27 protein-coding genes are annotated in these 23,431 nt (G+C 56.8%); 14 read left to right on the top strand and 13 right to left on the bottom strand.

Annotated features, from left to right (window positions below; genetic code table 11):
* Positions 1-58: 58 nt before the first annotated feature.
* The 5 genes from KO498_RS07345 to KO498_RS07325 all read left to right on the top strand — a co-directional run bounded on the left by KO498_RS07345 (position 59) and on the right by KO498_RS07325 (position 3,973).
* On the top strand, positions 59-790 hold the full coding sequence (locus KO498_RS07345) for a TSUP family transporter (RefSeq protein WP_215959221.1): 732 nt from the start codon (positions 59-61) through the stop codon (positions 788-790).
* Positions 791-857: 67 nt separating this feature from the next.
* Positions 858-1,508, top strand: coding sequence for a histidine phosphatase family protein (locus KO498_RS07340; protein ID WP_215959220.1), 651 nt, complete (start codon positions 858-860; stop codon positions 1,506-1,508).
* A gap of 12 nt (positions 1,509-1,520) precedes the next feature.
* Positions 1,521-2,567: a saccharopine dehydrogenase gene (locus tag KO498_RS07335; RefSeq protein ID WP_215959219.1), complete on the top strand. Its 1,047-nt coding sequence runs from the start codon at positions 1,521-1,523 to the stop codon at positions 2,565-2,567.
* A complete protein-coding gene (locus KO498_RS07330; protein WP_215959218.1) occupies positions 2,564-2,818 on the top strand; it encodes a SemiSWEET family sugar transporter in 255 nt (84 codons plus the stop codon). Before KO498_RS07335 ends, KO498_RS07330 begins: the two co-directional genes overlap by 4 nt.
* Positions 2,819-2,830: 12 nt before the next feature.
* Entirely contained in the window at positions 2,831-3,973 is a 1,143-nt protein-coding gene (locus tag KO498_RS07325) for a saccharopine dehydrogenase C-terminal domain-containing protein (protein ID WP_215959217.1), read from the top strand.
* Positions 3,974-4,066: 93 nt separating this feature from the next.
* Here the strand turns inward: KO498_RS07325 and KO498_RS07320 are convergent, their stop codons facing one another.
* The 3 genes from KO498_RS07320 to mutL all read right to left on the bottom strand — a co-directional run bounded on the left by KO498_RS07320 (position 4,067) and on the right by mutL (position 7,465).
* The gene (locus tag KO498_RS07320; protein WP_215959216.1) at positions 4,067-4,393 is read right to left on the bottom strand and encodes a DUF3775 domain-containing protein; all 327 of its coding nucleotides are present in this window, start codon (positions 4,391-4,393) and stop codon (positions 4,067-4,069) included.
* An 85-nt stretch (positions 4,394-4,478) separates the two neighbouring features.
* Positions 4,479-5,633: a DNA recombination protein RmuC gene (locus KO498_RS07315; RefSeq protein WP_215959215.1), complete on the bottom strand. Its 1,155-nt coding sequence runs from the start codon at positions 5,631-5,633 to the stop codon at positions 4,479-4,481.
* Complete coding sequence (gene mutL, locus KO498_RS07310) at positions 5,630-7,465, bottom strand: DNA mismatch repair endonuclease MutL (protein ID WP_215959214.1); 1,836 nt, start codon at positions 7,463-7,465, stop codon at positions 5,630-5,632. The genes KO498_RS07315 and mutL overlap by 4 nt, the downstream gene beginning before the upstream one ends.
* 224 nt (positions 7,466-7,689) lie before the next feature.
* On the opposite strand from mutL, the gene KO498_RS07305 reads away from it, so the two are divergent.
* On the top strand, positions 7,690-9,930 hold the full coding sequence (locus KO498_RS07305; protein ID WP_215959213.1) for a transglycosylase domain-containing protein: 2,241 nt from the start codon (positions 7,690-7,692) through the stop codon (positions 9,928-9,930).
* On the opposite strand, the gene KO498_RS07300 is transcribed toward KO498_RS07305, so the two are convergent.
* The gene (locus KO498_RS07300) at positions 9,927-10,325 is read right to left on the bottom strand and encodes a hypothetical protein (RefSeq protein WP_215959212.1); all 399 of its coding nucleotides are present in this window, start codon (positions 10,323-10,325) and stop codon (positions 9,927-9,929) included. The two genes, KO498_RS07305 and KO498_RS07300, sit on opposite strands and share 4 nt — an antisense overlap.
* Before the next feature lie 180 nt (positions 10,326-10,505).
* On the opposite strand from KO498_RS07300, the gene KO498_RS07295 reads away from it, so the two are divergent.
* Positions 10,506-11,273: a FadR/GntR family transcriptional regulator gene (locus tag KO498_RS07295; RefSeq protein ID WP_215959211.1), complete on the top strand. Its 768-nt coding sequence runs from the start codon at positions 10,506-10,508 to the stop codon at positions 11,271-11,273.
* Between the two features lie 54 nt (positions 11,274-11,327).
* Here KO498_RS07295 and KO498_RS07290 read toward each other — a convergent pair whose 3' ends face one another.
* The 5 genes from KO498_RS07290 to KO498_RS07270 all read right to left on the bottom strand — a co-directional run bounded on the left by KO498_RS07290 (position 11,328) and on the right by KO498_RS07270 (position 13,876).
* Complete coding sequence (locus KO498_RS07290) at positions 11,328-11,885, bottom strand: F0F1 ATP synthase subunit B (RefSeq protein ID WP_215959210.1); 558 nt, start codon at positions 11,883-11,885, stop codon at positions 11,328-11,330.
* Between the two features lie 3 nt (positions 11,886-11,888).
* Positions 11,889-12,425 carry a F0F1 ATP synthase subunit B' gene (locus KO498_RS07285; RefSeq protein WP_215959209.1) on the bottom strand — a complete coding sequence of 179 codons (537 nt, stop codon included), beginning with the start codon at positions 12,423-12,425 and terminating at the stop codon, positions 11,889-11,891.
* A gap of 84 nt (positions 12,426-12,509) precedes the next feature.
* Positions 12,510-12,734, bottom strand: a complete 225-nt coding sequence (locus KO498_RS07280; RefSeq protein WP_108827259.1) for a F0F1 ATP synthase subunit C — start codon at positions 12,732-12,734, stop codon at positions 12,510-12,512.
* 51 nt (positions 12,735-12,785) lie between these two features.
* The gene (locus KO498_RS07275; RefSeq protein ID WP_215959208.1) at positions 12,786-13,544 is read right to left on the bottom strand and encodes a F0F1 ATP synthase subunit A; all 759 of its coding nucleotides are present in this window, start codon (positions 13,542-13,544) and stop codon (positions 12,786-12,788) included.
* A gap of 2 nt (positions 13,545-13,546) precedes the next feature.
* Entirely contained in the window at positions 13,547-13,876 is a 330-nt protein-coding gene (locus KO498_RS07270; RefSeq protein WP_215959207.1) for an AtpZ/AtpI family protein, read from the bottom strand.
* A gap of 272 nt (positions 13,877-14,148) precedes the next feature.
* On the opposite strand from KO498_RS07270, the gene KO498_RS07265 reads away from it, so the two are divergent.
* Positions 14,149-14,481, top strand: a complete 333-nt coding sequence (locus KO498_RS07265) for an ArsR/SmtB family transcription factor (RefSeq protein ID WP_215959206.1) — start codon at positions 14,149-14,151, stop codon at positions 14,479-14,481.
* Between the two features lie 52 nt (positions 14,482-14,533).
* On the opposite strand, the gene KO498_RS07260 is transcribed toward KO498_RS07265, so the two are convergent.
* Positions 14,534-15,400, bottom strand: coding sequence for a LysR family transcriptional regulator (locus KO498_RS07260; RefSeq protein WP_215959205.1), 867 nt, complete (start codon positions 15,398-15,400; stop codon positions 14,534-14,536).
* 343 nt (positions 15,401-15,743) lie between these two features.
* On the bottom strand, positions 15,744-15,962 hold the full coding sequence (locus KO498_RS07255) for a hypothetical protein (RefSeq protein WP_215959204.1): 219 nt from the start codon (positions 15,960-15,962) through the stop codon (positions 15,744-15,746).
* 323 nt (positions 15,963-16,285) lie between these two features.
* Here KO498_RS07255 and ffh point away from each other — a divergent pair, with 323 nt between their 5' ends.
* The 6 genes from ffh to KO498_RS07225 all read left to right on the top strand — a co-directional run bounded on the left by ffh (position 16,286) and on the right by KO498_RS07225 (position 20,577).
* On the top strand, positions 16,286-17,782 hold the full coding sequence (ffh, locus tag KO498_RS07250; protein ID WP_215959203.1) for a signal recognition particle protein: 1,497 nt from the start codon (positions 16,286-16,288) through the stop codon (positions 17,780-17,782).
* 3 nt (positions 17,783-17,785) lie between these two features.
* The gene (locus tag KO498_RS07245; protein WP_215959202.1) at positions 17,786-18,343 is read left to right on the top strand and encodes a GNAT family N-acetyltransferase; all 558 of its coding nucleotides are present in this window, start codon (positions 17,786-17,788) and stop codon (positions 18,341-18,343) included.
* Positions 18,340-18,642, top strand: coding sequence for a chorismate mutase (locus tag KO498_RS07240; protein ID WP_215959201.1), 303 nt, complete (start codon positions 18,340-18,342; stop codon positions 18,640-18,642). The genes KO498_RS07245 and KO498_RS07240 overlap by 4 nt, the downstream gene beginning before the upstream one ends.
* Positions 18,643-18,654: 12 nt before the next feature.
* Positions 18,655-19,077, top strand: coding sequence for a 30S ribosomal protein S16 (rpsP, locus tag KO498_RS07235; protein WP_215959200.1), 423 nt, complete (start codon positions 18,655-18,657; stop codon positions 19,075-19,077).
* A gap of 199 nt (positions 19,078-19,276) precedes the next feature.
* A complete protein-coding gene (gene rimM / locus KO498_RS07230) occupies positions 19,277-19,783 on the top strand; it encodes a ribosome maturation factor RimM (RefSeq protein WP_215959199.1) in 507 nt (168 codons plus the stop codon).
* Complete coding sequence (locus KO498_RS07225; protein ID WP_215959198.1) at positions 19,780-20,577, top strand: hypothetical protein; 798 nt, start codon at positions 19,780-19,782, stop codon at positions 20,575-20,577. Before rimM ends, KO498_RS07225 begins: the two co-directional genes overlap by 4 nt.
* A 42-nt stretch (positions 20,578-20,619) precedes the next feature.
* On the opposite strand, the gene KO498_RS07220 is transcribed toward KO498_RS07225, so the two are convergent.
* Positions 20,620-22,647 (bottom strand): NADPH-dependent 2,4-dienoyl-CoA reductase, encoded by a 2,028-nt coding sequence (locus tag KO498_RS07220; protein WP_215959197.1) that lies wholly within the window; start codon positions 22,645-22,647, stop codon positions 20,620-20,622.
* A 66-nt stretch (positions 22,648-22,713) separates the two neighbouring features.
* Entirely contained in the window at positions 22,714-23,427 is a 714-nt protein-coding gene (gene arsH / locus KO498_RS07215) for an arsenical resistance protein ArsH (protein WP_215959196.1), read from the bottom strand.
* Between the last annotated feature and the right edge of the window lie 4 nt (positions 23,428-23,431).

Below are 23,431 nucleotides of genomic sequence, written 5' to 3'. Positions count from 1 at the left end.
TGTGTTTGGGTCAAATCTGCGCCTAAGCTAACGTAGACTTTAACTAAAAGGCCATCACATGTCGGCATATCTCCCTGAACTGACGCCTTGGTTTGTTTGCGCTCTGGCTGTGTTCACTGGCGCAATTCTTCAGCGCATTTCCGGCGCCGGTTTCGGGATGATCGCAGCACCCGTTATGGCACTTGTCGCGCCGGCTTGGCTGCCCGGAACTGTGCTTTTGCTTGGGCTGGTAGTTGGACTTGGCGCAATTGTTAGCACAGGTGGCGCGGTTGACAGGCGTGACTTGCCCGCCGGTTTCGCGGGGCGCACCCTGGGTGCGATTATTGCCGCGTTCATAGCAGCCGCAGTCGTTGGCACGCCCGCTTTGCCCATCATTGTCGCGCTGATCGTGCTTTTTGCTGTCGCACTCAACCTGGCTGGTTTGCACCTGCCGATCACGCAACCGGCGCTGTTTGGTGCGGGGGCAATCGCAGGCGTCATGGGCACGCTCACAGGCATTGGTGCGCCGCCAATGGCGATCTTGTATTCCGCGGTTGAGCCGCGCCGCTCGGCGGCGACACAAAACACATTCTTCGGCTTTGGCATGTTTGTCTCGATCACCACACTCGCTTTTGCTGGCCTCATCGGCCTCAAGCACATCGCCTTCGCCCTTAGCCTCGCGCCGATTGTTCCGCTGGCGCTCTGGGCTGCCCGCCCGCTTGCAGCACGAGTCGAGCGTGGCTCGATCCGCCCTTGGGCGCTCGGTCTGGCAACGCTTTCAGCAATAATTCTGTTGTCAAAAAACCTCTGACACAACCTCTTTAACCTGCCGCAACCTCAGGCTAACCTGCCGCGAAACGCAAACAAACGAGGGCAGCATGGCAGAACTGATTCTAGTCCGACACGGGCAAGCCAACAGCCATGCCACCGACGAAGCCAGTTACGATAAACTCTCTGATCTCGGGCATGAGCAGGCACGCTGGCTTGGCGAACATATGCAGGGCACCAACCCGCATTTTGACCACGTAATAACAGGCACTTTGCGCCGCCAAAAAGAAACCGCCGCCAGCATGGGCTATGGCGACACAAAAGTTGACGCACGTCTGGACGAGTTGCAATATTTTGCCATGGCCGCCGCGCTCGAGGCTGAACATGGCGTGCCAACCCCCAATGAGCCAACCGAGTTCGCCGCGCATCTTCCGCTGATGATCAAGCACTGGGCAGCCGGCACCGTAACTGGCGTTCCCGAAACATTTGCCGATTTTCACAAGCGCACCACCGGCCTTATCGACGAGCTTGGTGCGGGCCACGGGCGCATTCTTTTGGTCACATCCGGCGGCGTCATTGGCACGATCCTGCGGCATGTCTTGCACCTCAACGATATTGCGATGGCCAAGATCATGCTCCAAGTGATGAACTCATCAATGCACCGGCTCGAGTATGTGCATGACACGCTGATGCTGGGCAGTTTCAACGCCACTCCACACCTCGACACCCCGGGCCGCGAACACGCCCGCACCTTTGTTTGACAGGATTTTGACATGACACATCTCTGGCTACGCTCCGAGCAGCGCGAACATGAAGAGCGCACCGGCCTGACCCCCGAAGGCGCCAAGGCCTTGATCGACGCAGGCATCAAGCTGACCGTTGAAGAAAGCTCGGTGCGTGCGATCGGCCTGCAAGGATACATCGACGCGGGAGCCAGCATTGCGCCTGAAAACAGCTGGCCTGATGCGCCGCTTGATGCGATCATCTTCGGGCTCAAGGAACTGCCCGATGATGGCACATCGCTGCCACACCGTCACATCATGTTTGGCCATGCCTACAAAGGGCAGTTCTCTGGTAAAGCGCTTTTAGAGCGGTTCAAAGCTGGCGGCGGCACGCTCTATGACCTCGAGTATCTAGTTGATGAAACGGGCCGCCGTGTTGCTGCCTTCGGTTACTGGGCCGGTTTCGCCGGGGCTGCTGTAACGCTCAAGGCCTGGGTCGCCCAACAGTCGCAGGCGCTCTGCCCACCCGTCGGCGCTTACCCCGGCAAGGACGCTTTGCTCACCGAACTCGCCGCACAAATGCCCGCCAAACGCCCCACAGCGATCGTCATCGGTGCGCTTGGCCGTGTTGGCACAGGTGCGTCGGATATGCTTGAAGCGATGGGCGTTGCTGTCACCAAATGGGACATGGCCGAGACCAAAAGCGGCGGCCCTTTCCCCGAGATCCTCACACATGACATTTTCATCAACTGCATCCTTGCGCGTCCAGGAACTCCGCAGTTTGTACCACTTTCAGCCAAGGAGGCCGCGCGCAAACTTACCGCGATAGGCGATGTCGCTTGCGACCCTGACAGTGACTACAACCCTGTGCCTGTCTACTCGGAAGCAACGACATGGGACGCACCTGTGGTTCGCGTTCATGATAGCCCGCCGCTTGACGTGATGGCGATCGATAACCTGCCGTCGATGCTCCCTGTCGAAAGTTCACAGGACTTCGCGGCACAACTCTTGCCGTCTTTGCTCACCCTGCAATCCCTCACAAGCGGAGTTTGGGCGCGCGCCGGGGCCGAGTTTCACACCCATGTTGCAAAGCTATGATCCCTTCAGTTTACATCGGCTATGTCGCAGCAACTCTTGGAACGATATGCTGGGTTCCGCAGGCTTGGAAAGCATGGAGCACCCGCGACACTTCAGGCATCTCGCTGGCTTCTAACCTGCTCTTTTTCACCACGGTCTCACTCTGGTTGCTCTACGGCATCATGATCGGAGACTGGCCGATTATTGTCGCAAATGTCTGTGCTGCAACCGCAGTCGCCGTTATTGTCGCAGCCAAACTGAAATACAAATAGGAAACTCATATCATGACAATTCACTGGTGCGGCACAGGCCTCTCAGCAATCCCCGGCCTGCGTAGGCTGATCGAGAACGGCCATGACGTTGTGGTCTGGAACCGTACAGTGGCCAAGGCTGAAGAAGCCGTCGGCGACATCGCCAAAGACATCCGCGCCTTTGAAATGGACGCCATTACAAACGCCACTCAAATGGGCGATATCGTGGTCTCGATGCTGCCGGGTGATTGGCACGTGCCCCTTGCCGAAATGTGCATAAGCAAGCAGGCCAATTTCGTCAGCTCAAGCTACATCGCCCCTGAAATGCGCGCGCTTGATGCCGCCGCGCTCGATGCTGGTGTGGCATGTGTCAATGAAGTCGGCCTTGACCCGGGCATCGACCATTTGATGGCACATTACCTTGTTGCCGACTACCGCGCCTCCTCAGGCTATGACGCAAACAACGACATCTCGTTCGTCAGTTATTGCGGCGGCATTCCCAAAGAGCCAAACCCCTTCCGCTACAAGTTCAGCTGGTCACCGCTTGGGGTGCTCAAGGCCCTGCGCTCGCCATCAAAATCGATCAAAAACTACACCGAACTCAATGTCAGCCGCCCGTGGGACGCGATCAGCACCTATGACGCGCCCCTACCAACACCCGAGAGCTTTGAGGTTTACCCAAACCGTGACAGCCTGCCGTTTATGCAAGACTACCGCTTTGAAAACAGCTGGCGCGTCAAAGAGTTTGTGCGCGGCACTCTTCGCCTCAATGGCTGGAAAGACGCTTGGAGTGATGTTTTCGCCGAGATCGAAACCCTCAAAGGCCCCGAAGGCGAAGCCCGTTTGGAAGAAATGTCGAGTGGTTTCTGGCGCGACAACGCCTATGACGAAGGTGAGCCTGACCGCGTGGTGATGTTCGTCGCTCTCAAATGCGAGAAAGACGGCGTGCCAACCTATCACAAAACCTACGTGATGGACGCATGGGGCGACGCGCGTGGAACGGCAATGGCGCGCCTTGTCTCAAACCCTGTTGCACTGGCCGTAGAAGCCGTGGCTAACCGCGCTATTCCCGCTGGTGTCCATGCCGCACCGCACGATCCAAAGCTCGTGCAGGACTGGCTTAAAGAAGTCGACACCCTCGCTCAACACCTGCAAATCGTCGATCATCTGGGCTGAGTGACCAGACATACCTTTTTCTTGGTCTAAATATCCTGGGGGCCCGGGGGCAAAGCCCCCGGTTCGTCGGATTTTGCAAAGCAAAATTCGAAACTAGCCACCACGAATAAGATCATCTTCATCGTCCGAAGCAGAAAGGCCAAGAGCCTCAAGACCGTTCTCTAAATGGTCTGACAAATGCGGCGTGCCCATCAAGTAGTCGGGCGTCGGTGTTGTCGCTTCCGCTATGGCCAAGGCCCGCGCCTCAACCAGTTCCTCGGCTTCAAAACTACCACGTCCGATCCACATAACGGCGACGAGATCGGTGAGTTCCTCGTCAGTGAGGGTTTCAAAAAACCCCGACAATTCCGCTTGGGCACGTCCCATTTCCCGAGACATCAGAACAATCTGAGCAATTTTGTTGATACTTATGTTGAGCATTTCCAGCCTCCAGTTCGCACATAAGACAAGTCTGCACAGCTATCTTAATCCCGCGCCTTGATCTGGCGCAAGCAAGCGTTTGTGGTCACTCTGGTGCTTTGAGGGGGACAATCGTCGGATCATCAGGCGCAAGCTCTTCAAAATCAAAGTTATCAAGCCGTCTTGATCTGCGCCCGGCTTTATCTGCCGAAATTTTGATATCAGCGATGTCTTTTGAGGCCTGCCCAAAGTGCCGATCAAGGTTTTCAACCCGTGTGCTCAACCGCTCAACGTCACCAAACAATAGGCCCAACTCGCGCCTGATCGCCCCTGCCTGTTCTCGCATCCGAGCATCCTTCAAGATCGCCCGCATGGTATTGAGTGTCGCCATGCAGGTCGTCGGCGAAACGATCCAGACCCGCGCAGAAAAGCCCTCGCGCACCAACTCGGGGAAGTTGGCGTGAAGTTCTGCATAGATCGCCTCGGAAGGCAAAAACATCAACGCGCCGTCAGCGGTTTCCCCATCAAGAATATACTTCTCACTGATATCCTTGATGTGCTTCTTGATAGACACGCGTAGCATCTTCGCCGCTTCGTTCACTTGCCAGTCGTTCTCGGCACGGCGCAGCGCCTCATAGGCTTCCAGCGGAAACTTCGCATCAATCACAATTGGCCCGGGCGGATTTGGCAAATGCACCAGGCAGTCAGCACGCTTGCCGTTGCTCAGCGTGGCCTGCAACTTGTAGGCGTCGCTCGGCAGGGCTTTGGTGACAATATCATTGAGCTGGATCTCCCCGAACGCCCCGCGCGTTTGCTTGTTGCTCAAGATATCCTGCAGGCTCAAAACGTCACCCGACAGCTTGGTGATATTGTCCTGTGCCTTGTCGATCGCCACCAGTCTCTGTTGCAATTCTCCAAGAGATTTAGCCGTTCGCTGCGCTGATCCAACAAGGTTCTCGTTCATCTTGCCGCTCACATCGGCAAGGCGTTTTTCCATCAGTTGCAGCATGTTGGCTTGCGACGCAGCCTGCGCTTCGCTCACATGTGTTAGCCCGCCAGCGAGCTGTTGCTGTCCGTCTGAAAGCTGTTGCACCCGCGCACCGAGGTTGCCGATCTGGTGCACCAGAGGTTCGGTCATGCTGGCCGAACGGGCCGCCGCGCGCATGCCCAAAAACAGCATCAGGAACAGCAGCGCAATCAGCACAGCCCCCGTCACAAGCAAGCTCATTTCACTAATCTGATATCCCGCTAGTTCGATCATGTTCTGCCAAACAGCCTTTCGATGTCGCTGAGTTTCAGCTCAATATATGTCGGTCGCCCGTGGTTGCACTGGCCCGAGTGCGGTGTTGCTTCCATCTCGCGCAGCAATGCGTTCATCTCTTCGGCGCGCATCCGGCGTCCGGAGCGTATCGAGCCGTGACAAGCCACCCGTGAAAGCACCGCTTCCAGCTTGTCCTTCACCGTGCTTGTCGTGCCACCGTCGGTGAGTTCATCTACGATATCACGTAACATCGCTTCGGCGTTGACCTCACCCAAGATCGCCGGAGTTTCACGCACTGCCACGGCGCCGCCGCCAAAGGGCTCAAGTGTCAAACCAAGTTGCGCAAGGTCGCCCGCAGCTTCAAGCAACAACGCGCAATCGCCTTCGCTCATACTCACGATCTCAGGGATCAAAAGCGCCTGCGCACGCACACCGTTCTCTGACATCTGGCGCTTGAGTCGCTCGTAAACCAGCCGCTCGTGGGCGGCGTGCTGGTCAACAATCACCATGCCGTTCTGCGTTTGTGCGACGATGTAATTCTCATGCACCTGCCCGCGCGCGGCTCCCAGCGGCAGGCCCTCAACATCCAGTTCATCAACGACAGGCGTTGCCTCAACCCGCGCCGAGTAGTCGCTCGCCATATCGGCAAAACCGGGCGCTTGCGCTTGATAGGCTGCGTGTCTAGCGCCCGAACCCGGGCGGTCCATCTGGTACACCCGCGGCTCGCTAAACTCGGGCCGCATCGCCCCCAAAGCCGCGTCCGCCACAGTCGACGACGCCCTATGCCCCGCCTCGGCCAGCGCATGTTTAAGAGCACTCACAATCAGCCCACGCACCATCGCCGGATCCCGAAAGCGCACTTCTGATTTCGCAGGGTGAACATTTACGTCAACCAGTGTCGGAGCACAGGTTACAAACAGCGCAACAGCGGGGTGCCTGTCGCGGCTGAGAAAGTCGGAGTAAGCGCCGCGCAAGGCGCCGATCAGCAGCTTGTCGCGGACGGGCCTGTCATTGACAAAAAAGAACTGCGCCACGGCACTGCCGCGCGAATATGTCGGCAAGGCCGCATAGCCTGTCAACCTGATCTCTTCGCGGGTCGCGTCAATCGCCAAGGCGTTGTCAGCAAAGTCGCGGCCCATCACCTGCCCCAAGCGGCCGTGCAACGCCGAAAACATATCGCCGCTTTCGGCCTCGGTGCGGAACTTTACCCGGCCTTCACCGCCGCCTGACACATCGCTGAGCGTGAAGGCAACGTAGGGTTCCGCCATCGCAAGCCGCTTGACGACATCGGAGATCGCCTGCATCTCGGCGCGATCAGAGCGCATGAACTTTAGCCGCGCAGGTGTGGCATAGAAGATATCTCGCAACTCAACACGCGTGCCTTGCGCGCCCGCCGCTGGCTTAACAGCGCCCACCTGACTGCCGCTCACCTCTATCATCGCTGCCGCGTGGCCTTCCGCACGGCTGGTGATACCGAGGCGGCCGACAGCGCCGAGCGACGGCAATGCCTCACCGCGAAAACCAAAGGTATGAATGTTAAGCAAATCAGAGCCGTCAATTTTTGATGTCGCGTGACGTGACAGCGCCAAGGGCAAATCCTCAGGGCTCATGCCGCAGCCATCATCTGTCACTCTGATCAGCGTCTTTCCGCCGTCAGCCACATCAATTCTGATGCGCCGTGCGCCGGCGTCGATCGCGTTTTCAACCAGCTCTTTCACTGCTGAAGCAGGCCGCTCAACGACTTCGCCAGCAGCGATGCGGTTGATTGCGGCGTCGTCAAGCTGGCGGATCACCGGCGGTGATTGGCTTATATGGGGGGTGATCTCAGGCATGCCACAACAACTAGCATATACACGCGCGATTCGGCCATGCAGGAGATGAGCATTTAGGTTAATCTACCTCGGTGAATTCAGGCTGTCGCACCTGTCCTGCGAAATTGTGTTGGTTTCCATCAAAAACTGCACAAACACGCGCAAAACTGCGGTTCTTTCCCCTCTACATTTCCGCTTCCAGCGGTTATGGTCACGCAACAACAAGCTCCGAGCAGGGCCAGATAATGAGTAATTCAGGACGCAAAAAGCCGCTTGTCGCCGAGCGCCGCTTTCCAAAGAAACCCGCCAAGAAAAGTGCGGCCGCTAAAAAGCCGGTTGCCAAAAAGCGCAAACCAGCCAAGCGCAAGGCCACCAAGCCCAAGGCACAACGCGGGATAATTCGCCGCGTTCTATATGGCCTTCTCATCTGGCCGTTCAAAATCCTCTGGGCCTTTGGCTGGCGTATGGGCCTTGTCTGCATACTCATTCTCGGGCTGAGCGTTGGTTACGTCTCCTATACACTGCCGCCCGTCGAACAACTGTTTGACGGACGCTCGCGTGGCTCCGTCACACTGCTTGATGTCAAAGGCACTGTCTTTGCCTGGCGCGGTGACCAGTTCGGCGGTGCAGTGACGGCAAGCAGCGTCTCACCGCACCTCAAAAACGCCATTGTCGCCACCGAAGACAAACGCTTTTACCGACACTTCGGCCTGTCGCCCCGCGGCATAGCATCTGCCGTAAAAATCAACCTTAGCGAAGGTCGCGGCCCGCTCTCTGGCCACGGCGGCTCGACGCTCACCCAGCAAACCGCAAAGCTCATCTGTCTCGGCACCCCGTTTGATCCAAGCCGTTGGAAAGATGAAACCGCTTATGAAGCCGACTGCCGCGAAGGCTCGCTCTGGCGAAAAGCCAAGGAAGCCGTCTATGCGATGGCGATGGAGTTCAAATACACCAAGAATGAAATCCTCACAGTTTACATCAACCGCGCCTTCCTCGGAGCCGGTGCACGTGGCTTTGAAGCAGCATCGCAACGCTATTTTGGCAAATCGGCGGCCGAAGTTGATCCGGCTGAAGCGGCTATGCTTGCCGGCCTTCTTGTTGCCCCGTCGCGCTACGCGCCGACAAACAACCTTGAGCGCTCGCAGGCCCGCGCCGCGACAGTCGTGCGTTTGATGGAAGAGCAAGACTACCTCTCGCACGCTCAGGCGCGTGAAGCTCAGGGCAACCCTGCAACGCTTTCAAAGGCCGCTCAGGCCAAGGCCGGAGGCTACTTTGCCGACTGGGTTATGACAACAGGCCCGGAGTTTTTCACCCGTAACACAACGGAAGATGTGATCATCCGCACCACGCTTGACCAACGCGTGCAGCGTGCCGCCGAGGCCGCGATGCAAGAAGTCTTTGCCGCCAAGTTAAAGCCCGGCTCAAAGGCACAGGCCGCAATTGTGATCATGTCGGCAGACGGCGCCGTGCGCGCCGTTGTCGGCGGGCGCAAAACCAAGGTTTCCGGAGAGTTCAACCGCGCAACCCAAGCCAAGCGTCAACCCGGCTCGTCGTTCAAACCCTTCGTCTACGCGGCCGCGCTCGACGTTGGGCGCTCACCTCTCGATATCATCGAAGATGCGGAGTATTGCATCAAGGTGCCCGGCTCGAGCGAGTATTGCCCGAAGAACTACGATCGCAACTTTCACGGTCAGGTTACGCTCACCGAAGCACTGGAAAAGTCCTACAACATCCCCGCCGTCAAGCTTGCGAATGAAGTCGGCCTCGATGTGGTGCGCAAAGTTGCAACCGAGTTTGGCATCGGCTCCAAAATGGCCCCCGGCCCTGCGATCGCCCTCGGCGCGTCAGAAGTGACATTGCTTGAACTTACCGGCGCCTATGCCGGCATCCTGAATGGCGGCAGCGCTGTGGCTCCTTACGGGCTTGTCGAGCTCCGCCTGCTTGGCAACAACGAGCCTTTGATGTCTGCGACCGGCGGCATAGGCGAGCGGGTCATCCAACAAGAAGCAGCCGAAAAGCTCACCTGGATGATGAACAAAGTTGTCACCGAGGGCACAGGCCGAAAAGCGGCCCTTGAAGGGCGTGATGTCGCGGGAAAAACCGGAACATCGCAATCGGCCAAGGACGCTTGGTTCATTGGTTTCACCGCCGACTATGTTGCCGGTGTCTGGATCGGCTATGACGACAACACCCCGCTCACCGGTGTCACTGGGTCGGGCCTGCCTGCCGAAATCTGGCGTGTGGCGATGAAGCGCGCGCACGAGGGCCTGCCGTCACGGGTGTTACCGATGCGTGCTCCAGAACCCGGCGAAGGCCAGCCCGCGACTGCCGAGGCTGCGCAGTCAAACAGCACCCAGACAAGCACCGGTATTGACAGGCTGCTCGAAGGCATTTTTGGCGGCAAAAGCTCGGACACGTCCGGCGGCACACCAGCGCAGGTTCAGGAGCGCGAAAAACGCGAGCAAGACAACCGTGAAAGCCGTTAGCCTGATGTAAGCGAGCAGCTTATATCGTAGGTCATTTCTCCGCCGAGGCCTTCGTACGGCGCTCCGTTGCTGTCACAGCTCAAGTTTTGCGGCGCTGGTGGCACGTCCTGTCCTTTGCATTTCAAGTCAGCCACTATCATCGCCTGATCCCCGCGCAAACGTTTGACTGTGCAGCCCGATGCTTGCTCGATAGCTGCAACCGCGCGGGGCGCCACGGTTGACATCCGCGGAGCCCATTCCGAGTTGGTTCTGATTGCTTCTGCCCGCCTGTCGTGAACACGAATATCAAAACTGCTACCGTCAACCACGATCCGGCTGAGCGGCGCCCCCCGAAAAGGGAGGCTCGGCGTGTCGCAGGCGGCGAGCAGGGTTAACGCAATGGCAATGTATCTCATGCTTTCAAGATGGCGCGACATGCTTAACAAGCGGTTAACAATGAAAGAAACACGTGCAGACCAGTCTTCCGCGGGCCATCGCTTCCAACTCGAACAAGCAACGCTGCTAAGGGTTGAAGCTTTGCGTTGTAGGTCATATCATTTTACCAATTGTTCCTAGCGACGTGACAAAGGGAAGCCATGCCGTTTCAACCCGTTCAGCCCGAAAAGCTCAGCCATGTCGTCGTCCGGCAGATCGAACAACTTGTTTTGCGCGGTATCCTGCGCCCTGGTGAACGTCTGCCGTCAGAGCGCGAGTTGGCCGAGCGCCTTAACGTGTCACGGCCGTCGCTTCGCGAGGCTATCGGCGACCTGCAAGATCGCGGCTTGCTGATGTCCAAGGCGGGCTCGGGTGTCTACATTGCTGACGTGCTTGGCTCGGCCTTTTCCGATGCCTTGATCGAGTTGTTCTCGTTGCATGACGAAGCTGTGTTTGACTACCTCGCCTTTCGCCGTGATCTGGAAGGCATCGCTGCCGAGCGCGCTGCGCGACTGGCGTCTGAAACTGATCTGAAGGTTATCAACCAGGCCTACCAGACCATGGAAAAAAGCGAGCGACGGGGTGACCCTGCAAAAGAAGCTGAACTTGATGCTGCCTTTCACATGTCGATCATTGAGGCGAGCAATAACGTCGTGATGCTCCACATGATGCGCTCGATCTTTGATCTGCTCAAGCAAGGCGTGTTCTATAACCGCTCGCGCATCTTTCAGCAAAATGTAAACCGCGAAGAGTTGTTATCGCAGCATCAGAAGATCAACGAAGCTCTGCAAGCGCGAGATCCTGCCGCTGCCCGTAGAGCAGTTGAAAGCCACCTCGATTTTGTCAATGCGACACTCGCTGACCAAATCAAATCAGACAAAAACGAAAGCATCGCCCGTCTTCGTTACGAACATGGCGAGCAGTCGTGAATGCAAAAAAGCCCGGCTCAGTGAACCGGGCTTTTGCAATAGTTTTCTGAAAGCTTAGTGCAGCTTAGCGTCAACTTCGGCAATCGCCTCGTCGATCAGCTTGTTGCCGCCTGCAGCGGTCATCTGATCGGCAACAATGTCTTTCGCCGCGCCAACCGCAACCGTGATAGCAGTGTCACGCACTTCTTTCACAGCAGATGCTTCAGCAGAAGCGATCTTGTCTTGAGCCGCTTGCAAACGACGTGCGATCGAAGCCTTGATATCACCCTTAGCCACTTCAGCAGCTTCAGCCGCCTCTTCCTTGGCGTGGGCTACAATGCGGTCGGCTTGCTCTTGCACTTCTTTTTGCTTGCGCTCGTAGTCGGCCAGAAGCTTCTGGGCGTCTTCGCGTAGGCGGCGTGCTTCTTCAAGCTCGTCTTTGATGCCTTCGGCACGCTTATCAAGCATGTCGCCGAGCATCGCCGGAACTTTGAAGTAGAACAAAACCCCGATGAACAAAAGGAAGCCAAGCAACACAATGAAGTTGGTGTTCTTCAGTGAGAGGAACGGGCCGTCCGCCGCGAAAGCAGGCGAGGCCATAACAAGAGCGAGGAGTACAGTCAGATTGCGCATGTTTTACCCCTTCATCCGTGCGTTGATCGCCGCTGTGAGCGTTTTGGCGTCAGCCTTACCGCCCATCGCCGAGACAAGCTCTTTGGCGGTGTCTTTGGCCACGTCCTTAACGCTTTTCAGCGCGCCGGCGCGAATTTCTGCAATCGCTTGTTCGCCTTCTGCCGCTTTCGCCGCAATCTCGGCATCCGCCTTGGCAAGAGCAACATCCAGTTCTTTCTGAATCTCGGCTTTCGCTTCAGCAACGATGTTGCCAGCCTCGGTGCGCGCATCAGCAAGGGCTTTGTTGTAGGCTTCTTCTGCCTCAACTGCCTTTTGCTTCAGCTCGTCAGCCTTGGCGATATCATTAGTAATTGTGCCCTGACGCTCAGCCAAAACCGCGCCAATGCGTGGTAGGGCAATGCGCGACAGCACAAAGTAAATCACGACAAGCGTGACCAGCAGCCAGAAAATCTGGTTGGCCCAGTTGGAAAAATCCAGCTGTGGCATGCCTGGGGCTGCTGCAGCAGCGTGCCCTGCGGCCTCGTGCGTTTCTGTAGCCATGATAGCCTCTCCCTTAAGGAACTTACCTAAGTTACCGGATGAGCTGTTAGGCCCATCCGGCCGTAAGGATCGTGTTCCGAAAAGTTAGACGGCGAACATAAGCAGCAGAGCTACGAGGAACGAGAAGATCCCCAAAGCTTCTGCGAAAGCGATACCGATGAACAGTGTCGCTGTTTGCGATGCTGCAGCTGACGGGTTGCGAAGTGCGCCGGCAAGGAAGTTGCCTGCTACGTTACCAACACCGATGGCGGCTGCGCCTGAACCGATTGCTGCGAGGCCTGCGCCGATGTGTGCGAGTTCACCTTCCATGAGTATTTCTCCTTACGATTGGAAGTTAAAAGATAGTTAGTTGTTCAAACCCTAGTGCGAAGGATGCAGAGCATCTTTAAGATACACGCAGGTCAGAATGGTGAAAACGTAGGCTTGGATAAACGCTACGAGAACTTCGAGGCCATACATCGCGGTGATCGCGACGACGGAGACAGGGCTGACAACGGCGATCGCCGCGAAGCCTGCAAAAACTTTGATAACTGCGTGGCCCGCCATAACGTTACCAGCCAAACGAATTGAGTGGCTAACGGGGCGCACGAAGTACGAGATGATTTCAATGATCGCCAGCACAGGGCGCAAGGCCAAAGGCGCTGATGCAACCCAGAACAGGCCCAGGAACTTGGTGCCATTCTTCACGAAGCCAACAATGGTAACCGTCAGGAACACCAGCATCGCCAGCACAACCGTCACAGCAAAGTGTGATGTCGTGGTAAAGCTCATCGGGATCAGGCCAAGGAAGTTGGCGAAGACGATGAACATGAACAGCGTCATGATGTATGGGAAAAAGCCGACAGCATCTTTACCGGCTACATCTTCAACCATTTTGTAGACAAAACCGTAGGCCAGCTCGGCAACACTCTGCGTGCGACCAGGAATAGTCGCGCGGCGTGACGTGCCAAGCACCATAAGCAAGATCACAGCAACAACTGACAGAGCCAACCAAAGCGTGACGTTTGTGATGGTGAACATGCTGACTGCGCCGTCACCAAACAATGGCTTCACGATGAACTGATCCATCGGGTGGAATACCAAGCCGCCAGTCTCTTCGCCGTGTGCTTCAGACGCCATGTCTAACCCTCTTCGTTTCGTTTGGCCATTTCGGCCATATTACCCTTTTGGATCTCCTCGGCAGAACGAAGCATCGTCTTCACTCCAGCCGCGAGGCCCAGAAATACAAACAGAACCAGAAAGATGGGGAGCGTGCCAAACAGCACATCAAGCCCGTATCCGATCCCGAAGCCAATGCCCAATCCGGCCACCAACTCGATCACCATCCGCCAGGCAACATTCGCCTGAGAATAGTGCTCCTCCATGTGGTCTTTGGGCGTATGCGCCGCTTTCGCCGCACTTATCCGCTTATCCAAGTCATCTAGTTGATCTTGTTTTTCGCGACTCGACACTCAAAAAGCCCTCATGGACAGTTGCGCAGTAAGTATTGCGCTGCACCCTCTGAGTCAAGCCGCTGAAGCAGATATCCAAGGCATTGATAAATAACAAATATTCACCATTGCCGGTTTGTCGCACCCCCTCAAAACCACCCACTTCAATATTCAACCATTCAGTTAATCTTACAAAACGGCCGGCTTTCCTTTTGACAAAATACTCAAATCCGCCCCCCACAACACTTAACCAAACGGTTGACGAAAAACGCCGCCCGCGCCACAAACACCCCATGAGCGAGCCCCTCGACAACACCTTCGCGGCCCTGTCCGACCCGACCCGCCGTGCAATTTTGGCGATGTTGCTGGAAGATGATATGGCCGTCACCGACGTTGCCGAGCCCTTCGAGATGAGCCTCGCTGCGATCTCCAAACATCTGACGATCCTCACCCGCGCGGGCCTGATCAGTCAGGAAAAGCGCGGCCGTGTGAAGTGGTGCAAACTGGAGCCAGACGCCCTCAAAGCCGCCTCGACATGGATGCAGAGCTTTGGCCAGTTCGAGCCCGTCAATCTCGATGCCTTCGAAGCCTTCCTCAATGCCGAGTTTGGGAGAGAAGCGCCCTAAAGCGTTTCGAAGTTAAGGTGAGGCACAACTTGCATTCGAAGCGAGACCCACATCACCCTGCCATCTGAGCTTTCAGAAACTGGGTGAATGCCTGCACCTTGGCTGTGCGGTGCAGGTCTACATGGGTCACCAACCAAAGCTTTGCCGCCCAGTCGCGTTCCGGCCCCGCGACCCGCACCAGATCAGCTTGTCCCGAGCCTTCCGGGAGAAAGCCAAGCCCGATACCTGCGCGCACGGCTGACTCTGCTGCGCGCGAGTCATCCGCCCGCAAAACAATTTGGGTTTCTTCAACATGCTCGGCCATCCAGCGAAAATACGGCGCCCGCGCATTTTCCTGCGCCGATCCGATAAACCTGTGCTGGCTCAAGTCAGACATGCCCTCAGGCCTGCCGTGTTGTTTTATGTAACTCGGCGCCGCAAACAGGCTTATCTTCATATCTGCCAGGTGCTGCACAACATTATTGTCTTGGTCAGGTGCTTTTTCACCTGCTCTGATAGCGACATGCGCCTCGCCGAACTCAAGCCGGAGTAGCTTTTCACCCGCAAGGTAGCGCACAGTCACATTCGGATGGATGTCCTGAAAGTCTTTGATGATCGGCATCAGAGTGCCCGTTAACTGCGCCAGCGAGGTGATCACCAACTCGCCCTCAACAACGTCACTGCGGCCCTTGATCTTGCCTTCAAGTTGAGAAAATTCGTCGTCGGCGCTCTGCGCAGCCTTCAAAAGCTCTTGCCCGGCTTCCGTTGGTGTATACCCGCGTGCATGCCGCTGAAAAAGCTTGGTTTTCAGCTGCTCCTCTAGCGCATCAACATGTCGGATCACTGTCGCATGGTGAAGGCCCAAAACTTCGGCTGCGCCACTCACTGTGCCCTTCTTGGCCACAAAATACGCAGTTCTGATCTCGTCCCAGTTCTGCATAACTACTCCAAGCTTCTAAAATTTTCTCTCTGGTGTGAAGGTCTGCATCAAAACACCCAAGAAATGCTCTGCGATTCGCTTGTATCGAGTTGGTTCGTGGGTTCTTCTCGGAGCCTAGCTCCAAACCAACAACAAACGCTTGATCCAGACGTAAAATCTACTGCCCAGCGGTCAAGCTGCCAACCCCTTTGCGCTGTTTGTACTGCCCGGTTCCGCCGCCCGATGATAGGACGTCACTTCAGTGGGCTCACCCAAACTCCGGACAAAAAAAATCAGCGCCCCGCACGCCCTGCAACTAGAATACAGAACGTGTAAGGCGCTGATTTAAAAAGCGTCTGTTGGTTTATGAGCCGCTTGATGCCGCTACTGCTGCGAGAGCTACGAGACCAAGCGCGATCGCGCCGCCTGTGCCCATTGAGCCGAGCGAACCAGCTGATGAGCCGGCTGGTGTTGGGTCAACATATACCGTGTCATCATCTGCAGGAGCAGTCATGCTACCGGCTGATGCGAAAGTAGGAGCTGCGATCATTGCGATTGCGGCGAACTTTGCTACGTTTTTCATATTAGTACCTCGAGTTAAATGGTAATTACCAACTCCATATTATCGCTGCCATATTTTGCGAACAAGCTAATTTTGGAAAATTTGCGGCTTGCGCGGACGAGCGCTCTTGATTGCGCCCAAAATGTATCACTTGACGTAAACAGCCCCCACGCGTAAATGCAGGCGCAACATCCGGAAGTCAAAATGCTTCCGGTCTTAATTCTGTCAAGATCGCCCCCCGTCAGCGAGTTTCGCCCACGGGGGAGTTTCTTGTTGGAATTTGATATTGGGCGGCCCGCGTCTTACATCGGGCCTGAACGCAGCGCTTTAAAGGAGCCGACCAGATGTTTGAGAACCTATCCGAACGCCTCACCGGTGTCTTTGATCGCCTGACCAAGCAAGGCGCGCTGTCAGAAGACGACGTCAAAACCGCGCTGCGCGAAGTGCGTGTTGCCCTGCTTGAGGCTGACGTTTCACTGCCCGTCGCACGCGAGTTTGTTAAAAAGGTGCAGGAACAGGCCACAGGCCAATCTGTCACAAAGTCAGTTACGCCCGGCCAGCAAGTTGTAAAAATCGTTCACGATGCGCTTGTTGATACCCTGCGCGGTGAAGAAGACCCGGGCAAACTCAAGATCGACAACCCGCCTGCGCCGATCCTTATGGTCGGCCTACAAGGCGGCGGTAAAACCACCACGACCGGTAAGATCGCCAAGCGCTTGAAAGAGAAGGAAGGCAAGAAAGTCTTGCTTGCTTCCCTCGACGTTTACCGCCCCGCCGCGATGGATCAGCTGGCCATCCTCGGCACCCAGATCGGCGTTGACACCCTGCCGATCGTGAAGGGTGAAACACCCGTCAACATCGCCAAACGCGCCAAGCAACAAGCGGCCCTCGGCGGCTATGACGTTTACTTCCTCGACACCGCAGGCCGCCTGCAGATCGACGAAGTCCTGATGAAAGAGGTCGAAGACGTTCGTGATGTCGTTGACCCGCGCGAAACACTTTTGGTGGTCGACGGCCTGACTGGCCAAGTCGCGGTCGAAGTCGCCGAAGAGTTTGACGCCAAAATCGGCATTTCCGGCGTTGTCCTCACGCGAATGGACGGCGACGGGCGCGGCGGTGCTGCCCTGTCAATGCGCGCCGTCACCGGCAAGCCGATCCGCTTTGTTGGCCTCGGTGAAAAGATGGACGCGCTTGAGACATTCGAGCCTGAACGCATCGCTGGCCGTATCCTTGGCATGGGCGATATTGTCTCGCTTGTTGAGAAAGCCCAAGAAACCATCGAGGCCGAACAAGCCGAACGCATGATGAAGCGCTTCCAGAAGGGTCAGTTCAACATGAACGACCTGAAGATGCAGCTTGAACAAATGATGAAGATGGGCGGCATGGAAAGCGTCATGGGCATGATGCCGGGCATGGGCAAAATGGCCAAGCAAGTGCAAGACGCAGGCTTTGACGACAAGATCATCAAACGCCAGATCGCCCTGATCCAGTCGATGACGAAGCGCGAGCGCGCCAACCCGCAGATCCTGCAGGCTTCGCGTAAAAAGCGTATCGCCAAGGGTGCGGGCCTTGAAGTGAGCGAGCTTAACAAGCTGCTCAAAATGCAGCGCCAGATGTCGGACATGATGAAGAAGCTCGGCAAGGGCAAAGGCGGCATGCTCAAACAAGCGATGAAGGGTATGCTCGGCTCTAAAGGCGGCATGCCAAAAGAACTCGCCGGCATGGATCCGAAAGCGATGGAAGAAGCCGCCAAGCAGCTCGGCGCCTCCGGCAAACTCCCCGGCCTCGGAGGCGGCATGGGCCTGCCCTCTGGCCTCTCAGGTTTCGGGAAAAAGAAATAAGCAATGACCGACGCGCTCACCATAACAATTCCGACGCTCACGACAGAGCGGCTGGTGCTGCGCGCGCCCTGCGAAGCAGACTTTGATGCAGAGGCCGCGTTCTACAGCTCTGACGCCTCGCGCTTTGTCGGCGGCCCGAAAAAACCGCATGAAACATGGCGCCTCATGGCAGCCATAATCGGCCACTGGGCCATTCGCGGTTTCGGCTTCTGGGCGCTCGAAGACAAAGAAACAAAAACCTACCAAGGCCGCGTTGGCCTCTGGTTCCCGCATGGCTGGCTTGAGCGCGAGATCGGCTGGACATTGATGCCGACCGCCACAGGCAAAGGCTACGCCACCGAAGCCGCCTTCATAGCGCGCGCATATGCCTATGAGGCTCTCGGCTGGGACACCGCCATCAGCCAGATCGACCCAGCAAACGAAGCCTCAAAAGCCGTGGCCAAACGCCTCGGGGCCAGTTTTGAGCAGATGTATGACGACCCCGAATATGGCCCGATCGAAGTCTGGCGGCACCTGTCACCAAACGACGCCGCGCAAGGCGGAATGGAGGCCTACGCATGAGCACCGAAACAATCCGCGCCGCTGAGCTGCTCAAGGAGCACCGTGACAGCATCGACCGGCTTGATGCCATCCTCGTCTACACCCTCGGTGAGCGCTTTAAGCACACTCAGGCAGTGGGGAAACTCAAAGCCGAACACGACCTTCCCCCGTCCGATCCTGCCCGCGAAACGGCGCAGATCGCACGGCTAGAAGATTTGGCAAAACGGGCGTCACTTGACCCCGAATTCGCCAAGAAGTTTCTCAACTTCATCATCGCTGAAGTCATTCAGCATCATCAATCTCATCAAGATAACACCTAAGGAATTACTATCATGGCTATGAAAATTCGTCTCGCCCGTGGCGGCTCAAAAAAGCGCCCTTTCTATCGCATTGTTGCGGCTGACAGCCGTATGCCACGCGACGGCCGCTTTATCGAAAAGCTCGGCACATATAACCCGCTCCTGCCAAAAGACAGCGAAGAGCGCGTGAAAATGAACATGGAGCGCATCCAGTATTGGCTCAGCGAAGGCGCACAGCCAACTGACCGTATCTCGCGTATGCTCGAAGCGGCTGGTGTTCTTGAGAAGAAAGAACGCGCCAACCTGAAAAAAGGTCTGCCAGGCAAGAAAGCCCAGGAGCGCGTTGAAGAGAAAGCTGCCAAAGCCGCAGCAGCAGCCGAAGCTGCAGCAGCGCCTGCTCCAGCAGAAGAAGCTCCGGTTGAAGAAGCCGCAGCTGAAGAAACAGCCGAAAGCTAAAGAAACGCGGGCCGGACGGGTAAACCTCCGGCCCCTTTTCTATCCGGATTATGGCTATGCTCTTTCGCCCCATACGAACACTCATACTCATCGGCAGCACATTTCTGGCTGGCGTGTTTTATGAACGCGCAGGTGCCTCCGAAAAATGCCAAGCCGCAGGCGGCGACGCGCAAAGTGGCCTTTGCCGAGGAGTTGAAAGATGAGTGATCAAACAACCTGCGTCGGGGCTATCGCTGGCGCTTTTGGCGTGCGCGGTGAAGTGCGCCTCAAAAGCTTTACTGCCGAGCCGGAAGACATCGCAAATTACTCCCCCTTGAGCACGGAAGACGGCGAGGAAATCACCCTCACCATTGCTCAGAAAATCAACAACGGTTTCGCGGCCCGCGTTGAGGGCGTCGCCACAAAAGAACAGGCCGATGCGCTGCGCGGCATCAAGCTCTTCGCGCGCCGTGACCAACTCCCAAGCCTGCCCGATGACGAGTTCTATCATGCCGACCTCATCGGCCTCACTGTGCTCGACACCGGCGGAACCGAGCTGGGAAAAGTGAAGTCGGTCCATAACCACGGAGCAGGCGACTTGCTTGAAGTCCACAGCCCTAACCTCAAAACTTCGGTGCTGCTGCCCTTCTCGAAAGCCGCAGTGCCCACCGTTGATCTCGCCGCAGGCCGGATCATCGCTGACCCGCCCGAGGGCCTGTTTGAATGACTAAAGTGATCGTCCACGCAGGCTTTCACAAGACAGGCACCACCAGCCTGCAAGACTTTTTCAGCAGAAACAAAACCGCCCTTGCGCCGCACCTTGCCTATTATGGCAAGCTTGATTTCAACCGAGCCGGTGCTCATGCACGTATCTACGCGCAACGGCCCTTTCCGCACCGTCGCCGTAAGTTCCGGCTGGCTTTGCGCAGCTTCCTGAGCAACATTCCCGATCATCAAACTATCATCCTGTCGCGCGAGACATTCTCAGGCGGCATGCCAGGCCATCGCCGCGTCACTGGCGGGCTGATGACGTCATATGTGCGCCCTGCAAAAGCCCTCGCAGCGGTGATCATCCAAGAGCTTGAGCGCCGCTTTGGAAAAGACGTAGACATCACCTTCTTTTACACAACCCGCGCCCGAGAGCCTTGGCTTCGCTCCGTTTATGGACACCTCTTGCGCTCGATCCGCCTCACTGACACGTTCGACGGTTTCAAGGCCCGTTTCCCCGAAAATCTCAGTCCCGCAAGCGAAGCCGCGCAGCTCTCGAAGGCCCTTGCGCCGCGGCCTGTGTTTACCTCCGCTCTAGAAGACACGCAGAACCGCGCTGAAGGCCCCGCTGCGGCCTTGCTTGATCTGCTCAACATCCCTCCAAAAACCCGCGCGGCTCTGCATCCCGTGCCACCAAAGAACACCGCCAACAGCCAGGACTTGCAAGCCGAGTTTCTAAAGCTCAACCGCACCATCAAAAATGAATCCAAACTCAAGGCAAAAAAAGAGGCCCTCCTAAAGAGCGCCCCTTAGTACTTTCCATTTGCCTAAATACTCAAAGCACAAGCCTACGCCTTAGAGCGCGGCTGCAAGCCTTGTGCCTTGGTCGATCGCGCGCTTGGCATCAAGCTCAGAGGCCACATCCGCGCCACCGATCACATGCACAGTGGTGCCCGTGCCCTCAAGCGCATCCGCCAACGAGCGCTCGCTCACTTGCCCCGCGCAAAGCACCACGTTGTCACATTCAACCAAAGTCGGGTTTTCACGCGCCTCGCCAAAGCTCACATGCAGGCCTCTTTCATCAATGCGCTCGTAATTCACACCGCCAATCATCTCGACACCCTTCATCTTCAAAGTCGCGCGGTGGATCCAGCCCGTCGTCTTGCCAAGTGTCTTGCCATGCCGCGTCGCCTTGCGCTGCAAGAGCACAACTTCTCGCGCCGGAGCTTCCGGCTTTGGCCCCGCATCAGCCAAACCACCACGGGTTTCAGACGGGTCGCCAACGCCCCACTCTTCCTTCCATTCCTCAAGGTTTAGCGTCGGGCTTTCGCCGGCTTGCGTCAGGTATTCGCATACATCAAAGCCAATACCCCCGGCACCAATCACTGCCACGCGTTTGCCGAGTTCGGCCTTGCCGCGCAGCACGTCGATGTAGTCAACAACATGCTTCATGTCCTGCCCCGGTATCTGCGGATCACGCGGAACAACGCCCGTTGCGATGATCACCTCGTCAAACCCAGCCAAGTCAGGCGCGCCAACTTCACGGCCAAGCTCAAGCTTCACGCCGTGCTTCTTCGCCATTGTCTCAAACCACTCGACAAAGCCCCAGAACTCTTCTTTCCCCGGAATTTGCTTGGCCATATTGAGCTGCCCGCCAACCTGATCAGCGCGGTCAAACACCGTCACATCGTGGCCACGCTCGGCGGCAGCAATCGCCGTGCTCATGCCAGCTGGCCCCGCGCCGACAATGCCGACTTTCTTAGGCGTGCTAACAGGTTCAAGCAGAATTTCTGTCTCATAGCAGGCCCGTGGATTGACCAAGCAACTCGACACTTTGCCTTGGAAAGTGTGGTCGAGGCAGGCTTGGTTGCAGGCAATACAAGGCGCGATCTCAGCGGCGCGTCCGGCTTCGGCCTTTGCAACAAAATGCGGATCGGCAAGGAAAGGCCGCGCCATGCTCACCATATCGGCGCAACCGCTTGCAATAACATCTTCCGCAACTTCCGGCGTATTGATGCGATTAGACGTGATCAGCGGGATGCTCACCTTGCCCATCAACTTCTTGGTCACCCAGGCAAAGCCCGCACGCGGCACGCTGGTTGCGATCGTCGGAATACGCGCCTCGTGCCAGCCGATGCCGGTGTTGATAATGTCCGCACCGGCAGCCTCAACAGCCTGCGCAAGCTGCACAACTTCCTCAAAGGTGCTGCCGTTGGGAATGAGATCAATCATCGACAACCGATAGATGATGATAAAATCGGCACCAACAGCGGCCCGCACCCGCTTCATGATCTCAACTGGCAGGCGCATGCGGTTTTCATACGAGCCGCCCCAACCATCCGTGCGCTTGTTTACATGCGTCACGAGGAACTGGTTGATGAAATATCCCTCTGATCCCATGATCTCGACACCGTCATATCCCGCCTTCTTGGCGTTAACTGCCGAAGTCGCAAAGTCAGCGATTTGTTTCTCGATACCGGCTTCATCAAGCTCCTTGGGCGGGAACGGGCTGATCGGTGATTTCACCGGTGACGCACTCACGCATTCGGGCCCGTAAGCATAGCGCCCGGCGTGCAAAATCTGCATGGCGATCTTGCCGCCAGCGTCATGCACGCGGTCGGTGACAACCTTGTGGTTGGCAATATCTTCATCGGTGTAAAGCCCCGCCGCGCCGGGAAAGACACCGCCCTCGTGGTTGGGTGCAATGCCGCCCGTCACCATAAGCGCAACACCGCCACGGGCGCGTTCCGCATAGAACTCGGCAACGCGGTTCCAGTTCTTGGTCTCTTCAAGATTGGTGTGCATCGAGCCCATGATCACGCGGTTCTTCAGCGTGGTATGGCCCAGATCAAGCGACTTAAGCATATTCGGATACTGTGACATTCGGCGACTCCCTTGTTTGCGCAGAAACTGCTGCAAATCTCGTCGCAAGTCACGTCAAACGCGGCGTCAGTCTTTGGCTTTGTTCACCCGTTTTGACAACTCTTCACGGCTTTCAACCCGCTCGGAGTAGCGATCAACCAAGTGATCTTTGATGTCGCGTGTGAGGTGCGTGAACTTTGCCAACTCCTCCATCACATCAACAACGCGGTTGTAAAGCGGCGAGGGTTTCATGCGGCCTTGCTCGTCAAATTCGTCCCATGCTTTGGGCACAGATGACTGGTTGGGAATGGTCAGCAGGCGCATCCAGCGGCCCAAAATGCGCAACTGGTTGACAGTGTTAAAGCTTTGGCTGCCGCCCTCAACCTGCATCACAGCGAGCGTCTTGCCTTGCGTGGGGCGCACACCGCCGATGGGCGCCAGCGGGATGTGATCAATCTGGGTCTTCATAATGCCAGTCATTGCACCGTGCCGCTCGGGGCTTGACCAAACCATGCCCTCACACCACATCACCAAGTCACGCAGCTCCTGCACCTTGGGGTGTCCGTCCTCACAGTCATCGACCAAAGGCAAACCCGAAGGGTTAAACAGCCGCGCCTCGCAGCCGAGCTTTTCAAGAATGCGCGCAGCTTCTTCGGCAACCAAACGGCTAAACGAGCGCTCGCGCAAACTGCCGTAAAGCAACAAGATGCGCGGCCTGTGGGTGCTGCGTTCTGTCGGGAACAACGCGTCAATTTCGGTGGCCTTAAATGCCGCCTCACTCAGGTTGGTTGTTTCGGTCATTGAA

It is taken from the genome of Lentibacter algarum, from assembly GCF_018860975.1.
Lineage (GTDB): Bacteria > Pseudomonadota > Alphaproteobacteria > Rhodobacterales > Rhodobacteraceae > Lentibacter > Lentibacter algarum_A.
Note: the sequence above shows the minus strand (reverse complement) of the source record. Positions and strands in the feature narration are given on the sequence as shown.

Coding starts and splice junctions, on each gene's coding strand:
- KO498_RS07345 (WP_215959221.1), top strand. CDS start 59: ATGTCGGCATATCTCCCTGAACTGACGCCTTGGTTTGTTTGCGCTCTG.
- KO498_RS07340 (WP_215959220.1), top strand. CDS start 858: ATGGCAGAACTGATTCTAGTCCGACACGGGCAAGCCAACAGCCATGCC.
- KO498_RS07335 (WP_215959219.1), top strand. CDS start 1,521: ATGACACATCTCTGGCTACGCTCCGAGCAGCGCGAACATGAAGAGCGC.
- KO498_RS07330 (WP_215959218.1), top strand. CDS start 2,564: ATGATCCCTTCAGTTTACATCGGCTATGTCGCAGCAACTCTTGGAACG.
- KO498_RS07325 (WP_215959217.1), top strand. CDS start 2,831: ATGACAATTCACTGGTGCGGCACAGGCCTCTCAGCAATCCCCGGCCTG.
- KO498_RS07320 (WP_215959216.1), bottom strand. CDS start 4,393: ATGCTCAACATAAGTATCAACAAAATTGCTCAGATTGTTCTGATGTCT.
- KO498_RS07315 (WP_215959215.1), bottom strand. CDS start 5,633: ATGATCGAACTAGCGGGATATCAGATTAGTGAAATGAGCTTGCTTGTG.
- mutL (WP_215959214.1), bottom strand. CDS start 7,465: ATGCCTGAGATCACCCCCCATATAAGCCAATCACCGCCGGTGATCCGC.
- KO498_RS07305 (WP_215959213.1), top strand. CDS start 7,690: ATGAGTAATTCAGGACGCAAAAAGCCGCTTGTCGCCGAGCGCCGCTTT.
- KO498_RS07300 (WP_215959212.1), bottom strand. CDS start 10,325: ATGAGATACATTGCCATTGCGTTAACCCTGCTCGCCGCCTGCGACACG.
- KO498_RS07295 (WP_215959211.1), top strand. CDS start 10,506: ATGCCGTTTCAACCCGTTCAGCCCGAAAAGCTCAGCCATGTCGTCGTC.
- KO498_RS07290 (WP_215959210.1), bottom strand. CDS start 11,885: ATGCGCAATCTGACTGTACTCCTCGCTCTTGTTATGGCCTCGCCTGCT.
- KO498_RS07285 (WP_215959209.1), bottom strand. CDS start 12,425: ATGGCTACAGAAACGCACGAGGCCGCAGGGCACGCTGCTGCAGCAGCC.
- KO498_RS07280 (WP_108827259.1), bottom strand. CDS start 12,734: ATGGAAGGTGAACTCGCACACATCGGCGCAGGCCTCGCAGCAATCGGT.
- KO498_RS07275 (WP_215959208.1), bottom strand. CDS start 13,544: ATGGCGTCTGAAGCACACGGCGAAGAGACTGGCGGCTTGGTATTCCAC.
- KO498_RS07265 (WP_215959206.1), top strand. CDS start 14,149: ATGAGCGAGCCCCTCGACAACACCTTCGCGGCCCTGTCCGACCCGACC.
- KO498_RS07260 (WP_215959205.1), bottom strand. CDS start 15,400: ATGCAGAACTGGGACGAGATCAGAACTGCGTATTTTGTGGCCAAGAAG.
- KO498_RS07255 (WP_215959204.1), bottom strand. CDS start 15,962: ATGAAAAACGTAGCAAAGTTCGCCGCAATCGCAATGATCGCAGCTCCT.
- ffh (WP_215959203.1), top strand. CDS start 16,286: ATGTTTGAGAACCTATCCGAACGCCTCACCGGTGTCTTTGATCGCCTG.
- KO498_RS07245 (WP_215959202.1), top strand. CDS start 17,786: ATGACCGACGCGCTCACCATAACAATTCCGACGCTCACGACAGAGCGG.
- KO498_RS07240 (WP_215959201.1), top strand. CDS start 18,340: ATGAGCACCGAAACAATCCGCGCCGCTGAGCTGCTCAAGGAGCACCGT.
- rpsP (WP_215959200.1), top strand. CDS start 18,655: ATGGCTATGAAAATTCGTCTCGCCCGTGGCGGCTCAAAAAAGCGCCCT.
- rimM (WP_215959199.1), top strand. CDS start 19,277: ATGAGTGATCAAACAACCTGCGTCGGGGCTATCGCTGGCGCTTTTGGC.
- KO498_RS07225 (WP_215959198.1), top strand. CDS start 19,780: ATGACTAAAGTGATCGTCCACGCAGGCTTTCACAAGACAGGCACCACC.
- KO498_RS07220 (WP_215959197.1), bottom strand. CDS start 22,647: ATGTCACAGTATCCGAATATGCTTAAGTCGCTTGATCTGGGCCATACC.
- arsH (WP_215959196.1), bottom strand. CDS start 23,427: ATGACCGAAACAACCAACCTGAGTGAGGCGGCATTTAAGGCCACCGAA.